This is a genomic window from Sphingomicrobium lutaoense, from assembly GCF_014195685.1.
GTDB classification, from domain to species: Bacteria; Pseudomonadota; Alphaproteobacteria; order Sphingomonadales; family Sphingomonadaceae; genus Sphingomicrobium; species Sphingomicrobium lutaoense.
Window position 1 is genome coordinate 17,693 of record NZ_JACICF010000001.1, and the last position, 15,204, is coordinate 32,896.

Genomic DNA, 15,204 nt, shown 5'->3' on the forward strand with positions numbered 1-15,204 from the left:
CCGCCTAGATGACCGCCATGTGGCGATTGTCGAAATCGACCGCGAATTCTTCCTTGATCCGCACCTTACGTTCGACCGCATCGATGATCGGCTCGGAAAAATCGACTCCGTTCATCTCCGAACAGCTATGCAGATTGCCCGGCGAGAAGACATTCACCTCGAGGATCTTGTCCCCGACGATGTCGATCCCGACGAGGAACATGCCATCGGCAATCAGCTTGGGGCGGATGATCTCGGCGACCTTGAGTTCGGTGTCGCTGATCTCGACTGCCTCGGCCTTGCCCCCGGCATGGATGTTGGAACGGATATCGTCATCGCCCTGGCGGCGGCGAAGCGCGCAATATTTCTTGCCGATGCACAAGGGCTGGCCGTTGAGCATGAACAGGCGGATATCGCCTTCCTTGGCGGCATCGACATATTCCTGCGCGATGACGTAGCCGTCGCGCGAAATCGCCTCGATCATCTGGTTGAGATTGCTGGCATTCTTCTTGTCGACCTTGAACACGCCACTACCGCCCGACCCCTGGAGCGGTTTCAGGATGATATGGCCGTCATGCTTCTCGGCGAATTCCTTGATGTCCTTGGCGTTGCGCGTGATGATCGTCTCGGCGCGCACCTGCCGCGGAAAACTCTGGAAATAGAGCTTGTTGACTGCGCGGCTGAGGCTGTCGGGATCGTTGAGCACCATCACCCCGCGTTTCACTGCCTCGCGCCCGAACAGGATGCCCGATTCCGCTGCCCAGGGCTTGTCCTTCACATCGGTCGAGGGATCGTTGCGGAGCATCAAAACGTCGACATCGGCCATGTCGATATTCTTGCGCTTGGTCTCCTTGGAACAGAGCAGTTTGAAGAAGGCCCCATGATCCTTCGACTTGCCCTTGGGAACTTCGCGCACATGGGCATGCAGGCTGTCATCGGTATCGAGCAGCCAGTCCTCGGGGGTCACATAATAGACCTGGTGGCCGCGCTGGCGCGCCTGCCAGGCAAGAACGGTGGTCGCGAAATTGGGATATTCGCGTTCCATGTCGTTGACGAAAAAGGCGATCTTCATTGGGTCCACGCATCACTTTCCGTGCTGAGCCATTTTTGGGGGCTGGGGTCGTTGCAATAATCCTCGATCCGCTTGCGCGCATCGGGGCGGTTGAGAAATTCGGGTCTGAGCCGCGCGGGATTCATCAGGCCTTTCTCGGCCAGTTCGCGCACGACCGGAACATGGATGGGGGCGATCTTGCCCATCCAGTAAGGTTCGAGATCGCCGCCGCCGACGAGATATTCCATCACGCGGAAGAAACCGCGCAGGTAGATCGCGTCCTTGGCCAGGCCGCCCGATCGATACACCCGGGCCGCCAGTTTGAAGCTCGTCGTGCGGCCCATTCCGCAGGCCTTGCGCAACTCGCGATAGCATTCGGTGAAATCGGCGCCGTCGAGCATCGCGCGCACCGCGATCACCCGCCCGGCAATCAGCCGCAGCCGCGCCGCGTAAAGGCCGCCCACCGCCCATTCGGCAAAGACGCCCAGCCCTTCCTGGACTTCCTCATATCCGGCCAGCCCGGTCTTGAAGATCGAGAATTGCTGGCAGTCGCCATTGAAACCCGTGACCATGTGGATCGAGATTTCATGACTGAGCAGCGGATCGACTCGCCGCAATGACACCCGCGCATCACTATCGATCATCAGCTTGGGATAGGAAACGAGAAGCCCCGTGACATCGTCGCGGATCTCGACTTCCGCGTCGAACTCGGGATCCTGCTCGCGATAGCGCTCGATGATGGTGAGGGCATGGTCGCGCAGCGCCTCGGCATCGACGACCTGCTTGGATCGTCCCGCCTTGGCGACCCGCGACAGGATCGCCTTGGCGGTGTCGTGAAGCTCGTCCGACACCCCGCCATAAAGCTGTTCGGAAGCGAGCAGGAAATCCTTGCTGCACCGGTTCTCGAGCAGAGTCAGCTGGAGATCGAGCTCCTGCCGCTTTTCAAGAAGCAGCCCCTCGACCAGCGGTTCCTGCAAGTGCGACAACTCGATCGAATGCAGTTCGCGCCGCAGTTCGGAGGGATCGAAATCGAGGTCGCGATAATGGAAATGCGGATCGCCGGTGCAACCCGCCGCGAACCAGTCGTCCATCGCCTCATGGGTGTTGGTGGGGGAAAGAAGGAGGAGATAGTCGAACTTGCGCGCCACCTCGTTGAGACGCGCATCGGCGCTGTCGCAGGCCTCGCGGATTTCCTCGAGAGGCAGTGCCCGGGCAATGTCGAGAGGATCGGAGGCACTCATTTTTCGAAAATCCTCCGCGCGACCGCGCCCAGATGGTCGATCAGCCCGCGCATCGCCTCAAGCGCGCGGGGATCGGGCTCGCCGGTCCACTCGTCCATGTAGATCTTCTTGAACTCGAAGGCGATCGCGCAGGCATGTTCGGGATGCCGCTCATGGACGAAGCGGGTCTGCGCGCCCTTGCCCTGGAACGCGACATTCTCGCGCACGTCGAGCCGACGTCCGGCAAAATCAAACGACGCCACCTCCTCCATCAGGGGATCGAGCAGGAATGCCCAGCGGTCGCGCGGCATCGAGAAAGTACCGATATTGATGTCGGGCGCTTCGTCTTGCGGAGTGGGGTCGGCATCGGGCCCGTCGCGGCGATGGTTGTAGCTGTGCACGTCGAGCAGGCAGATGCGCCCATGTTCGGCGACCTTGGCATCGAGCAGCTGGCCGAGATGGGCATAATAAGCGTCATGGATCGCCAGCGACCGCTCGACGACATCCTCGGGCGGGCGGCTTTCCCAGACGTCGAGGCCCCAGCTTTGCTCCTTGTCGAGATAAACGGCTTCCTCGCGCGCGCGGTTGAGATCGACCTCAAAGCGCGAGCGGTGCGCGATGAGGTGAGTGGCCATACCCGCCACTGCCTGCCCCGTGAAAGGGTCCTCCTCGCGAAGCCGGTCAGCCTCGGGCAGTTTCATCCGCGCCGCCACTTCGTCGCGCAACGCATGTCCGTCATGAATGGCGGTGGCAATCACCGGTCCTTCGCCGCGCTGGCCGGACCACCATCCTTTCCCTGTCCTTTCCATGCCTGCTTAGCGGTTTGGAAGCCATTTGGTTGCAAGGCGCCGTCGGCCCTCCGGACGGCAAGCGTCGCTTGTCCTTGCCGCTGCGCTCTGCCATCACGGTGCGCGGCTTTTGCCGCGGAAAGGCAATGCCCTCGTGACCGATATCCCCGACAGCCTTCGCGACTATATGCAAAGCAGCCATCTCGCGATGAGCCTGGCCGATGCGGGCGAGGGCGACATGCCGCTCATCGCCGCCAATGACGGCTTCCGAAAGCTCACCGGCTATGCCGACAGCGAAATCGTCGGGCGCAACTGCCGCTTTCTCCAGCACGACCTGCGCGAGCAGCCGGGACTCGACGCCATCCGGCTGATGATCGCCGACCAGGGCCGCGAAACGAGCCGCTCGATGATCATCAATTTCCGCAAGGACGGCACGCCTTTCGTCAACCTTCTCACGCTCACGCGCTTGCGCGATGCAACCAAGAAGACCCGATTCATGTTTGCTAGCCAATATGATGTCACGCACACCGCTCCGCGCGAACTGGCGCATTATGACGACCGGCTGGTCGCGGCCTTCCGGTCGGACTTCGGCGAGCGCGAATCCAACCAGTTTCTCATCGGCTCGATCCACGCGATCACCGATGCCGCGGTCACCATCGCGCAGGCCCGGATGCTTCTCGAAGAAGCTGACCGCGCCGGCTCGCTCTACTGACCGACGGCAAGCGCGTCCGCCATGCCCGCCTTTCCAATATCGGGGCGATCGCATAATGATCGTTGATGGCCACGATGGACGCTAGCCTGTCCGACACCATGGCGGACAAGCCGACCCACACGGTCCCGATCGTCGGGGTCGGGGCTTCGGCGGGCGGGCTCGAGGCCCTGCGCGAGATGTTCGGCGCCGCGAACGAGGAAACCGGCATTGCCTTCGTGATCGTCCAGCATCTCGATCCCCACCATGAAAGCATGATGGCGCAGCTTCTGGCGCGCGAAACCCGGCTCGAGGTCCACCAGGCCGAGGGCGGCGAGACGCCCCGCGCCGACCATGTCTATATCATCCCGCCCGGCCACGGTCTCGCGATGAAGGACGGCAAGCTCGAACTCACCGAGTTCAGCCGCCCGCGCGGGATGCGCCGCCCGATCGACGATTTCTTCGAATCGCTCGCCAACGACCATGAACATCTCGCCGCCTGCGTGATCCTCTCGGGCACCGGCGCCGATGGTTCGCTGGGGCTCCGCACGATCAAGGAAAAGGGCGGGCTCGCCGTCGCGCAGGAACCGACCAGCGCGCGCTACGACGGCATGCCCCAGTCGGCGGTCGGCACCGGTCTTGTCGACTTCGTCCGCGAACCGAGCGAAATCCTCGAGACGCTCGTGCGCTATTTCCACCGCCGCGCCAGCCATGTGCGCGAATTGGAGGACAGCGCATCGGTTTCCGCGCATCTCCAGGACATCTGCAGCACGCTGCGCGACGTCGTCGCGCATGATTTCTCGGGCTACAAGCAATCGACGCTCGAACGGCGCATCCAGCGCCGGATGCAGGTCCTCGGTCTCGACCATGCGGGCGCCTATCTCGACCGGTTGCGGCGCGACCATGGCGAATGCGACGCCCTGTTCCGCGATCTGCTCATCAACGTCACCCGCTTCTTCCGCGATCGCGAGCATTTCGACCAGCTTCGCTTCGAGGTGATCGAACCGCTCATCGACAATCTCGACGAGGCGGAGGAGTTGCGCATCTGGGTCGCGGGCTGCTCGAGCGGCGAAGAAGCCTATTCGCTCGCCATGATGGTCGCCGATGCCTGCGACGAACGAGGCGTCAGTCCACTGGTCCAGATCTTCGCCACCGACATCGACGAAAAGATGCTCAACATCGCCCGCGAAGGGCGTTATCCGCCCGCCGCGACCGCCGACATGGACGAGCGGCTGGCGGAAAAATATCTCCAGGGCCATGGCGACCATTATTCGGTCATCCCGCGGATCCGCGACATGGTCCGCTTCTCCAACCACAGCGTCATCAAGGATGCGCCCTTTTCGCGGCTGCACCTCGTCACCTGCCGCAATCTCCTCATCTATTTCGGCGAGCGGCTGCAGCAATCGGTCCTTCCGCTCTTCCATTATGCGATCCAGGAAGGCGGCTATCTGATGCTCGGTCCGTCGGAGACGATCGGCCGCCATGACAATCTGTTCGAACCGGTCGATCTCAAGGCGCGCATCTACCGGCGCTGCCCGGGGCGCGGCACCTATCCCACCGAATTGCACGCCGCCTCGCACCAGTCACTCAAGCGCCAGGCAATCGCTCGCCGCACCGCGATGAAGGCGATAAATGCCGAGGACGACAACGCGCTCAAGCGGCTCATCGAACGCTACGGCCCCGCCGCGCTCGTCCTGGGTCCCGACGGAGCGGTCAATGGCTCCTACGGTCGGCTCGCCCGCTATTTCGAATTCCCCACCACCGCGCATGGCCCCGCCAGCGCCGCGGGCCTCGCGCGCCCCGGCCTTCGCGAAGTGCTGCTCCCGCTTCTGCGCCAGGCGCAGGAAGATCGCAGCCGGGTGGTCGCGCGCGACGTCGAGGTGCGCAGCGAATTCGGCTCCCAGCGCGTCAACGTCATCGCCGACCCGCTGCCCGACGGGCAGACCCTGCTGGTGCTGCGCGAGATCGAAGCCTTTCACCCCGAGGCTGACGACGATCTTGCCGAACTCGGCCCCAATGACGGCGAGGTCCAGATCCTCGAGGACGAACTGCGTCTCGCCCGCCACCGGCTGCGCTCCACGGTCGAGGAGCTCGAGACGGTCAACGAGGAACTCAAGAGCTCCAACGAAGAAATGATGTCGATGAACGAGGAGCTTCAATCGACCAACGAGGAATTGACCACCGTCAACGACGAATTGAAGTCGAAGGTCGACCAGCTCACCGTCGCCAACTCGGACCTCAAGAATTTCTTCGAATCCACTCGCCTCGCGGTGGTGGTTCTCGACAAGGACCTCACGATCCGCAGTTTCACCGAGGCCGCGAGCGAGATTTTCCCGCTCAAGACCTCGGACAAGGGCCGCTCGCTCGAGGAGATGACCAGCAAGTTCGGCAACCGCCGCTATCTCGAAGATGCCCGCGCGGTGATTGCCGGCCGCGAACATGTCGAACGGCAGTTCGTGACCGACGATGGGGCGACCTATCTCTTCCGCGCGCTTCCCTATACTGCGGCAGGCGGCGACATCAGCGGCGCGACCCTGGTCTTCACCGATGTCAGCGAGATGACCCAGCTCGAGGCCGAACTGGCGCGGGAACGCGAACGGCTTTCGCTGGCGCTCAAGGTCGCGGGGATCGGGGTATGGGAATATCTCGCTGACGACGACTGCGTTCGCTTCGACGATACGATGGCCGGGATGTATCGGTTGGACGGCGCGGGCAGCTATCCCTTCCAGGAGATCCTCGACCGCGTCCATCCCGAGGATCACTCGCGCTTCCAGAACGATTTGCGCCGCGCGATCAGCAACGAGAAGGATGATTATGACATCACCTTCCGGCTGCTTAATCCCGACGGCAGCGAGATTTCGCTACGCAGCCTCGGTCGGCTGGTTACGGGCAGCAAGCCAGCCCGGCTGATCGGGGTCAGTTTCGACGTCACCGCCGACGCGCGCGAGGACGCGATGCGCGAACTCCTGCTGCGCGAGATGAACCACCGGGTGAAGAATCTCTTTGCGATCATCGGCGGGATGGTCAGCCTCGCCGCGCGCCATGCTGACACCAAGGACATGATGGCCCAGACGCTCCGCAGCCGCATCGCGGCGCTGGGCCGCGCGCATTCGCTCACCAACAGCGGCGATGATCAGGACTTTGGCGACATCCAGGCGCTCGTCGGGGCGGCGCTCGAACCCTATGCCGACCATGAAGGAATGACGATCGAAGGGCCCTCGATCGCGATCCGCACCGAGGCCATCTCCAGCCTCGCTCTCCTGCTTCACGAATGGGCGACCAATTCGGTCAAATATGGCGCGCTCGGCGATCCCGACGCCACGATGAAGATCGACTGGTGCGAAGATGATGGCGGCGGGATCCGCCTGCACTGGACCGAAGAATTGTCACGTGAACGGAACAGTGAGGAACGCGAAGGGTTTGGTAGCACATTGGTGGCGGCGTCTGCGCGCCAATTGGGAGCCGTGGTTGAACAGCAACGGGACGAGAGGGGGTACCGATTAACGCTGATCCTGCCAAAATCATGCCGGATGATAAGCGACAAAAGATACTCGTCGTAGAGGATGAATATCTGATCGCACTCGATATCACTCATACGCTCGAAGATGCCGGTTTTCTGGTCGTGGGTCCGCACGAAACGGTCGCCGATTCGCTCGAACAGCTCGCAGAAGGAATGCCCGACTGCGCGATTCTCGACGTGCAGTTGGACGGCGAGGATATCGAACTGGTGGCGGTGGCCCTCACCAACAACCAGGTGCCGATCATCTTCCATTCGGGCCATGCCAAGCCCAGCGACCTCGAACAGCGTTTCCCGGGCAGCTATTTCTGCGGAAAGCCCTGCACTCCTAGCCATCTCATCCAGACGCTCAGGACCGCGGTCAGCCGCTAGGCGCCTGCGCTGCCCGGCCTTTCTTGCCTTCCGCTCGATTCGCGTCCATATTTGAACGCCAGCGTTCAATTGAACGGAGTCGTTCACTTTGTCAAACCCCGCGGTCAAGCGACGCCCGTCGAGCAAGGCCAAGCGCCAGGCCATTATCGAGGCCGCGGGCGCCGCCTTTTTCGATATGGGCTATGAAGCGGCCTCGATCGAGGCGATTGCCGCCGAGGCGGGCGTCTCCAAGGTCACGGTCTATAATCATTTCGGCGGAAAGCCCGCGCTCCTGAAGGCCGCGGTCGAGCATGAATGCGCAAAGCTGCGCGACTTCATGCTCGCCGACGACGACCAATATGGCTGCCTTCGCGAAAGGCTCACCGCGCTCGGCCACCGCTTCAATGCCTTTCTCGCGCGCCCGCGCATGGTGCAGTTCGAAAGGCGCATCGCCGCCGAGACCGAGCGCGACCCCGCGATCGGCGAATGTTTTCTCGATGCCGGGCCGCGGCGGATGCACGAAGCGCTCACCGCGCTGATGGCGCGCGCGCACGAACGGGGCGAAATCCGCGTCGAGGACCCGGCACTCGCCGCCGAACAATTCGCCTCGATGTGCAAGGGCTTCGGCGATCTCGAACGGCGATTCTCGGGGTGCAGCGACCCCGAGGTCGCGGACCGCCGCGTCGACGCCGCGGTGGACATGTTCATGAAGGCCTATGCGCCATGACCATCATGGTCATCGACGAAGGCACCAGCTCGGTGCGCGCGCTGCCCTTCACCGAAACGGGCGAGATCGGCCCGCCTGCCCAGCGCGACATCGCTGCCCGCTATCCGAGGCCCGGATGGGTCGAACAGGATGCCGCCGCGATCTGGCAGGCGACTGCCGAATGCGCCCGCGATCTTGCGGCGCGCGACGAAGGCCGCGCGATCCGCGCCATCGGGCTCACCAACCAGCGCGAGACGCTGGTCGCCTGGGACCGGGACAGCGGCGAACCGCTTGCCCCCGCGATCGTCTGGCAGGACCGCCGCACCGATGCCGCCTGCAAGGCGCTCCGCGACGAAGGGCATGAGGAAAAGGTTCAGGCCGTGAGCGGGCTTCTGCTCGACCCCTATTTCTCGGCCAGCAAGATGCGCTGGATGCTCGACCATGAGGAGCCGGTGAGCGCCGCCGCCGAACGCGGCACGCTGGCCTTCGGCACGATCGACAGCTGGCTGCTTTTCAAACTGACCGGCACCCATTGCACCGACGCCAGCAACGCCAGCCGCACGGCGCTGATGGATCTGGAATCGAGCCGCTGGGACGAAGGGCTGTGCGACCTGTTCGGCATTCCCCGCGCGGCGCTTCCCGAGATCCGCGACATGGTCCGCTCGTTCGGCACAACCGATCTCCTCGGCACACCGGTTCCGGTCACCGCCTCGGTGGGCGACCAGCAATCGGCTTCGATCGGGCAGGGCTGTCTCGGCCCCGGGCAGGCCAAGGCGACCTTCGGCACCGGCCTGTTTGCTTTGGCATCGACCGGCGCGCGCCGACCCAAGAGCGGCCACCGGCTTCTTTCGACGCTGCTGCTCCAGGACGGCGATCACCGCCTCTATGCGCTCGAAGGTTCGGTGTTCGTCGCAGGAAGCCTCGTCAAATGGCTGCGCGACATGGCGGGCCTCGTCGATAGCGCCGCCGAAACCGAAGCGCTCGCCCGCTCGGTCCCCGATGCAGGCGGCGTGACCATCATCCCCGCTTTCACCGGACTGGGCGCTCCTTATTGGCGCGCCAACCTCAAGGGGTCGATCCACGGGCTCACATTCGGCGTCACCCGTGCCCATCTCGTCCGCGCCGCCTTGGAGGCAGTCACCCATAGCTGCGTCGACCTGTTGCAGGCCTTCGCGGCCGACGATGCGGGCTGGCACAATCTTCGCGTCGACGGCGGAATGATCGCCAATGACTGGCTTGCGCAGGACCTCGCCGACATGCTCGGCCAGTCGATCGAGCGGCCCTGGAATGTCGAAAGCACCGCCCGCGGCGCCGCGATGCTCGCCGCGGCGGGGGCGGGGGTGCATGAAGATGTCGGCGCGGCCATCGCCGCCATGCTCCCCGAATATGAGCGTTTCGACCCCGTGATCGACGAAGAGCAGCGCGTGGCGCGCCGCACCGAATGGCAGCGCCTCATCGCCCATGAACTGGTCGCCTAGGGGCGAAGCGCCTCCGCAATCTGCCGTTCGCGCTCGAGCAGCCGCGCCAGCTGCGCCTGCCCCGCTTCATAGGGGGGCGGGCACCAGCCGCCGCGATATTGCTGGTCGGCGGCGGCGCGCAGCGTCCAGTGCGGATCGATGAGATGGGGGCGGCCCAGTGCGACGAGGTCGGCGCGCCCCGCCATCAGGATCGCATTGACCTGGTCATGTTCGGAAATGTTGCCCACCGCCATGGTGGCGCAGCCGCCTTCGTTGCGGATCTTGTCCGAAAAGGGGGTCTGGAACATCCGGCCATAGACGGGCTTGGCATCCTTCCAGGTCTGCCCCGCCGACACGTCGATGAGATCGGCTCCCGCTTCGCTGAACGCCTTGGCGATCCGCACCGCCTCGTCGGGGGTGATGCCATCCTGGCCCGCCCAGTCATTGGCCGAGATGCGCACCGATATCGGCCGCTCGGCGGGCCATGCGGCGCGCATCGCGGCAAAGACCTCGAGCGGATAGCGCAGCCGGTTCTCGAGGCTCCCGCCATATTCGTCTTCGCGCCGGTTGGTCAGCGGCGTGATGAAACTCGACAGAAGATATCCATGGGCGCAGTGCAGTTCGACCATGTCGAAACCCGCTTGCACCCCGCGCCGGGTGGCGGCGACGAACTGGTCGCGCACCCTGTCCATGTCCTCGCGGGTCATCGGGACGGGGCGCTGGTTGCGCTCGCTCCACGGCACGTCGCTCGCCGCGATGACGGGCCAATTGCCTTCCTCCAGCGGCGCGTCCATTTCCTCCCAACCGAGCTGCGTCGATCCCTTAGCCCCCGAATGGCCGAGCTGGAGGCAGATTTTCGCGGGGGTGCGCTCGTGGACGAAGCGGGTGATGCGCGCAAAGGCCTCGGCCTGCTCGTCATTCCACATCCCCGTGCAACCCGGCGTGATCCGCCCGCGCGGGCTGACGCAGGTCATCTCGGTGAAGACCATTCCCGCGCCGCCCATCGCCCGCTGGCCATAATGCATCAGGTGGAAATCGTTGGGTACGCCATCGAATGCAGAATAGGTCGCCATCGGGCTCACCACCACGCGATTGGCCAGCTCCATGTCGCGCAGGCGAAAGGGCGCGAACATCGGCGGCCCGGCCTTGCCTGCCGCACCCGCCCGCTCCCAGAAACGCCGCTCCAGCTCGGCCACCCATTGCGGATCGCGCAGCCGGAGGTTTGCATGGCTGATCCGCTGCGACCGCGTCATCAGCGAATATGCGAATTGCCAGGGCTCGAAATGGAGATAGCGGTCGAGCGTCTCGAACCATTCGGTGGAATTGCGCGCACTGTTCTGCAGCTTGAGCACCTCGAGCGCGCGTTCGTCCTGATATTCGCGCAGCGCATCGGCATGCGACAGGCCAGGCCGCGTCAGCACCTCGGCCAGCTTGATCGCATCTTCCAGCGCCAGCTTGGTCCCCGACCCGATCGAGAAATGGGCGGTATGCGCGGCATCCCCGATAAGGATGATCTTGTCGTGCGACCAGTTGCCGCAACTGATCCGCCGGAACTGCAACCACGCCGCCGAGCCCCGCAGATGCGCCGCATTGCTGCGTAGCGGATGACCCTCGAGATGCTTGGCGAAAATCCTCTCGCACAGCGCGATCGCCTCGTCCTGCGCCATGTCTGCCAGCCCCAAACCGGCAAAGGTCTCCTCGCTCATCTCGACGATGAAGGTCGAACCCTCGTCGGCAAAACGATAGGCATGCGCCCAGACCCAGCCCGCCTCGGTCTCCTCGAAGGCGAAGGTGAAGGCATCGAACACCTTCGACGTGCCCAGCCAGATAAAGCGGTTGGCACGGGTATCGACTTCGACTTCGAAGGCCTCGGCATAATGTTCGCGGACCCGGCTGTTGATGCCGTCCGCGCCGATCACCAGGTCATAGTCGCGCCAATTGGACAGATCGGGTTCGACCGGGCTTTCATAATGGATCCGCGCGCCCAGCTCGCTCGCCCGCTGGCCCAGCAGTTCGAGCAGGCGTCGTCGCCCGATCCCGATGAAGCCATGCCCCGAACTGGTTTCGCACCGCCCGCCGATATGCACGTCGATATCGTCCCAGTGGGCGAATTCTTCCTCGATCGTGCGCGCCGAAACGGGGTCGCAGGCCATCAGGTTTTCCAGCGTCTGGTCGGAGAACACCACGCCCCATCCGAAGGTATCGCCCGCCCGGTTGCGCTCGAAGACGTCGATCTCGCAATCGGGATCGGCCAGCTTCATCGCGATGGCGAAATAGAGCCCCGCCGGCCCGCCGCCGATGCAGGCGATCCTCATCCATTCATCCCCTTGTTCCGCGCACCCTGAAGAGAAGCCGGCAAGCTAGCGGATTGGAGAGACCGCGCAAGCCGCGACTCGACTCCTGGGCTGCTCCTCCGACCCCGAGTCCATCTGTCGCAAATGGACCTCCCAGGCGGCTCTATCCCGATATGGGACGCGCCTCGGGTGTTTTTTCGCAATTTTTCTGACCTTGGCGCTTCCCAGACGAATCACGTCAAAAAACCGCACAAGCAGGTTAATTTTGCATTTACCCTACCCATATAATTTAATTATGACTTAACGATTAGATAGAAATAGACTATATATCGCTAATCTATATCAAATATGCTAGTCGAATATTGAGGTTGCAATATAGATGTTTAGATGATGACAAGCTTAGTGATACGATTACTTACGTTATGCTCTATTCGTTAACCATATTCTTTTTGGAAAAAGTTTATTCGTATCATACGGGTAACTTGCACATGCTAGCGTCAATCTTGCTTTTTCCCCCGTTTCGGTGTCTTTCTCCTTGCGAAGCACGGGGCAATCCCAACCTGCGTTAACCTTTTCCGTTTAACGGGAAGCCACTCGCAACCACGGGACCACCTCGGAATTTGAATCGGCAGCGCCGCGGTCCTTCCCGGCGCGAATGAAGCGAGGGCGGGTCATGCGAAACGAAGATCTTTCGATTACGGGAGCCGAAAGCGCTCCTCTCGACAATGACGAGAATGGCGGCGCAACGGTCGCAGCGATCGTCACGCAACCGGCAGTGCGCGCGGACGCGATGCTGGTCACGCCCGGCCCCGACGGCATCGTGACGCTTCCGGACGGCGTCGAGCTCGACAATATCCAGGTGGTTGGCCGCGATCTCGTGATCGCGCTTCCCGACGGCGGCCAGATGGTGGTTGTCGACGGTGCCATCTTCGTTCCGCAACTGGTCATCGGCACGGTGGAGGTTCCGCCTACAAACCTCGCCGCGCTGCTCATCGGCAACGAACCTGAACCCGCCGGCGGACCCGAAGTCCAGTCGAGCGGAGGCAATTTCGCCGTGCTGGTGCCCGACCTTGGCCCGCGCCAGCCGCTGGGCGACCTCCTGCCTCCCACCGAACGCTTCTTCGACTTGCCGACCGAAGAGGAGATTGGCCGCGCGCTTCCCGACGACAACGAACCCGATATCGTTATCATCTCCGACGACAATCCGACGGGTGTGAAGAATGCCACCGCCGATGTCAGCGAAGCGGGCCTGCCCGCGCGCAACGGCGAACCTGCCGGCTCGGATCACGCCGGCAACAGCGAAACCACCGCGGGCACGATCGTCTACCAGTCGCCCGACAGCCCCAACGTCGTCGCGGTCGACGGCCTTGTCGTGAACGGCGTGGTGATCACCGCGGTCGGCCAGCAGATCGAAGGCCTCTACGGCACGCTCACCATCACCTCGATCGCGCCCGGCGTCATCGGCTTCAGCTATACGCTTCGTGACAATACTTCGGGCGACAACACCCGGGATATCTTCACCGTCACCATCACCGATGTCGACGGCGACACCGATTCCGCGACGCTCACCATCCACATCGCCGACGATGTGCCGACCGCGCGCAATGACACGGGTAATCAGGGTAGCGAGGATGCCCCTATCAAGGTCGATGTCTTCGGCAATGACACGCCTGGCGCGGATGGCGTCAATCTGGTCTCCGGCGTCACTCTGGTGGCGGGCAGCCTCACGGGCGCGGGTAGCGTCGTCTATAATGGCGACGGCACCTTCACCTATACACCGGCTCCCGGCGAAGAAGGCCAGGTCCAGTTCCGCTATCGCATCGTCGACAGCGACGGCGATCCCTCGACCGCGACGGTGACGATCAACCTGTTGCCGGACAGCACGCCCACCGTGTTCGTGGTCGAAGGCTCGGACCAGACCGTCGATGAAGCCGGCCTCGACGCTGGCGGCAGTAAGGCTGCCACCGACGGTGAATTCGCCGAGGGCGACCTCGACTTCACCACCGGCAACGACACGCTGGCCAAGCTCGTCATCAATGGCCAGGACGTCACCAATGGCGGTACTGTCGACGGCCAGTTCGGCAAGCTCACCATCACCGTCAATCCCGACGGCAGCTACCACTATGTCTATGAACTGACCGCGGCGATTGAAGATCTCCAGGGGAGCGAAATCGACAGCTTCTCGATCGTCGTCGTCGACAGCGACGGCGATGACGCAAGCACGACGCTCGACATTGAGGTGATCGACGATCTGCCCGAGGCCAAGGACGATGGCTCGACCGGCGCGCCGATCGTCATTCCGGAAGACACGGCGACCAAGATCGACGTCTTCGTCAATGACGTGCAGGGCGCCGATGGCGTCAAGCACGGCGATATCTCGCTGGGCACGCAGGCGCTGAACGGCACCGCCGTCTATAATGGCGACGGGACCTTCACCTACACGCCCAATGATGGCTATGCCGGGCCCGACAGCTTCACCTACACGATCGAGGACGCCGACGGCGATGTCTCGACGGCCACCGTCTATGTGGACGTTAGCGTCGATTCCAAGCCGCAGATCGGCACGCCCCAAGTGGTGACCGTCGATGAAGACGGGCTCATTGGCGCCAACCCCGATGACGGCCAGACCGACCCGCTTGAAGTCAATGGCGGCGGAGTGGCGATGGCATCGGGCTCGGTGATTGTGAATTTCGGTGCCGACGTCCCGGCCAACCCGACCGATGCACTGGCGCTGTTCAGCCTGCTCGACGACAATGCGCTCGATGGCCAGCTTTCCTATAACGGACAGCCGGTCACCTTCGCACTGGTCGGCGGAAAGCTCGTCGGCTCGGCCGACGGCGACGATGTGATCGTGATCGAAGTGGAAAGCGCGACGATCGTCGGAAACGAAGTCACCTATACCTATAAGGTCACGCTCCTGCAGGAACTGGACCATGCCGCGGGCGATGACAGCGAAGCGCTCACCAGCCTCGTGGGAATAGGCTTCCAGGTGAAGGATCCCGATACCGACTTCGCCGCGCAATCGAGCTTCGACGTCAAAATCTATGACGATGTGCCGACGTCTGAGGTCGCCGGTGATGTAACGGTGGTCGAAGGCCAGACGGCATCGGGCACCTGGAGCGTTAGCATGGGCGCTGATCAGCCGGGTTCGGT

10 protein-coding genes are annotated in these 15,204 nt (G+C 63.1%); 6 read left to right on the plus strand and 4 right to left on the minus strand.

Annotated elements, in window-relative coordinates; all coding sequences use genetic code 11:
• Positions 1 to 4 precede the first annotated feature (4 nt).
• From FHS50_RS00085 to FHS50_RS00095, 3 genes are read right to left on the minus strand one after another with little or no spacing between them, the layout of a single operon-like run.
• The gene (locus FHS50_RS00085; protein ID WP_183932333.1) at positions 5 to 1,051 is read right to left on the minus strand and encodes a glutathione synthetase; all 1,047 of its coding nucleotides are present in this window, start codon (positions 1,049 to 1,051) and stop codon (positions 5 to 7) included.
• Positions 1,048 to 2,271 (minus strand): peptidase MATCAP family protein, encoded by a 1,224-nt coding sequence (locus FHS50_RS00090; RefSeq protein ID WP_183932334.1) that lies wholly within the window; start codon positions 2,269 to 2,271, stop codon positions 1,048 to 1,050. The genes FHS50_RS00085 and FHS50_RS00090 overlap by 4 nt, the downstream gene beginning before the upstream one ends.
• Positions 2,268 to 3,059, minus strand: coding sequence for an N-formylglutamate amidohydrolase (locus tag FHS50_RS00095; protein WP_183932335.1), 792 nt, complete (start codon positions 3,057 to 3,059; stop codon positions 2,268 to 2,270). The genes FHS50_RS00090 and FHS50_RS00095 overlap by 4 nt, the downstream gene beginning before the upstream one ends.
• Before the next feature lie 133 nt (positions 3,060 to 3,192).
• Here FHS50_RS00095 and FHS50_RS00100 point away from each other — a divergent pair, with 133 nt between their 5' ends.
• The 5 genes from FHS50_RS00100 to FHS50_RS00120 all read left to right on the plus strand — a co-directional run bounded on the left by FHS50_RS00100 (position 3,193) and on the right by FHS50_RS00120 (position 9,778).
• Positions 3,193 to 3,750, plus strand: coding sequence for a PAS domain-containing protein (locus FHS50_RS00100; protein ID WP_183932336.1), 558 nt, complete (start codon positions 3,193 to 3,195; stop codon positions 3,748 to 3,750).
• A 65-nt stretch (positions 3,751 to 3,815) separates the two neighbouring features.
• Positions 3,816 to 7,286 (plus strand): CheR family methyltransferase, encoded by a 3,471-nt coding sequence (locus FHS50_RS00105; protein WP_246332887.1) that lies wholly within the window; start codon positions 3,816 to 3,818, stop codon positions 7,284 to 7,286.
• Positions 7,250 to 7,615 (plus strand): response regulator, encoded by a 366-nt coding sequence (locus FHS50_RS00110; protein WP_183932337.1) that lies wholly within the window; start codon positions 7,250 to 7,252, stop codon positions 7,613 to 7,615. The genes FHS50_RS00105 and FHS50_RS00110 overlap by 37 nt, the downstream gene beginning before the upstream one ends.
• 88 nt (positions 7,616 to 7,703) lie before the next feature.
• Positions 7,704 to 8,321: a TetR/AcrR family transcriptional regulator C-terminal domain-containing protein gene (locus FHS50_RS00115; RefSeq protein WP_183932338.1), complete on the plus strand. Its 618-nt coding sequence runs from the start codon at positions 7,704 to 7,706 to the stop codon at positions 8,319 to 8,321.
• A complete protein-coding gene (locus FHS50_RS00120) occupies positions 8,318 to 9,778 on the plus strand; it encodes an FGGY family carbohydrate kinase (RefSeq protein ID WP_183932339.1) in 1,461 nt (486 codons plus the stop codon). Before FHS50_RS00115 ends, FHS50_RS00120 begins: the two co-directional genes overlap by 4 nt.
• On the opposite strand, the gene FHS50_RS00125 is transcribed toward FHS50_RS00120, so the two are convergent.
• Positions 9,775 to 12,072, minus strand: a complete 2,298-nt coding sequence (locus tag FHS50_RS00125; protein WP_183932340.1) for a bifunctional salicylyl-CoA 5-hydroxylase/oxidoreductase — start codon at positions 12,070 to 12,072, stop codon at positions 9,775 to 9,777. The genes FHS50_RS00120 and FHS50_RS00125 overlap by 4 nt on opposite strands.
• Before the next feature lie 652 nt (positions 12,073 to 12,724).
• Between FHS50_RS00125 and FHS50_RS00130 the strand changes: the two genes are divergently transcribed.
• The coding region (locus tag FHS50_RS00130; protein WP_183932341.1) for an Ig-like domain-containing protein at positions 12,725 to 15,204 on the plus strand (2,480 nt) is incomplete at its 3' end.

Bases quoted from the DNA above. Each gene is read 5' to 3' on its own strand.
- FHS50_RS00085 (WP_183932333.1), bottom strand. From the start codon at position 1,051: ATGAAGATCGCCTTTTTCGTCAACGACATGGAACGCGAATATCCCAAT.
- FHS50_RS00090 (WP_183932334.1), bottom strand. From the start codon at position 2,271: ATGAGTGCCTCCGATCCTCTCGACATTGCCCGGGCACTGCCTCTCGAG.
- FHS50_RS00095 (WP_183932335.1), bottom strand. From the start codon at position 3,059: ATGGAAAGGACAGGGAAAGGATGGTGGTCCGGCCAGCGCGGCGAAGGA.
- FHS50_RS00105 (WP_246332887.1), top strand. From the start codon at position 3,816: ATGGCCACGATGGACGCTAGCCTGTCCGACACCATGGCGGACAAGCCG.
- FHS50_RS00110 (WP_183932337.1), top strand. From the start codon at position 7,250: ATGCCGGATGATAAGCGACAAAAGATACTCGTCGTAGAGGATGAATAT.
- FHS50_RS00120 (WP_183932339.1), top strand. From the start codon at position 8,318: ATGACCATCATGGTCATCGACGAAGGCACCAGCTCGGTGCGCGCGCTG.
- FHS50_RS00125 (WP_183932340.1), bottom strand. From the start codon at position 12,072: ATGAGGATCGCCTGCATCGGCGGCGGGCCGGCGGGGCTCTATTTCGCC.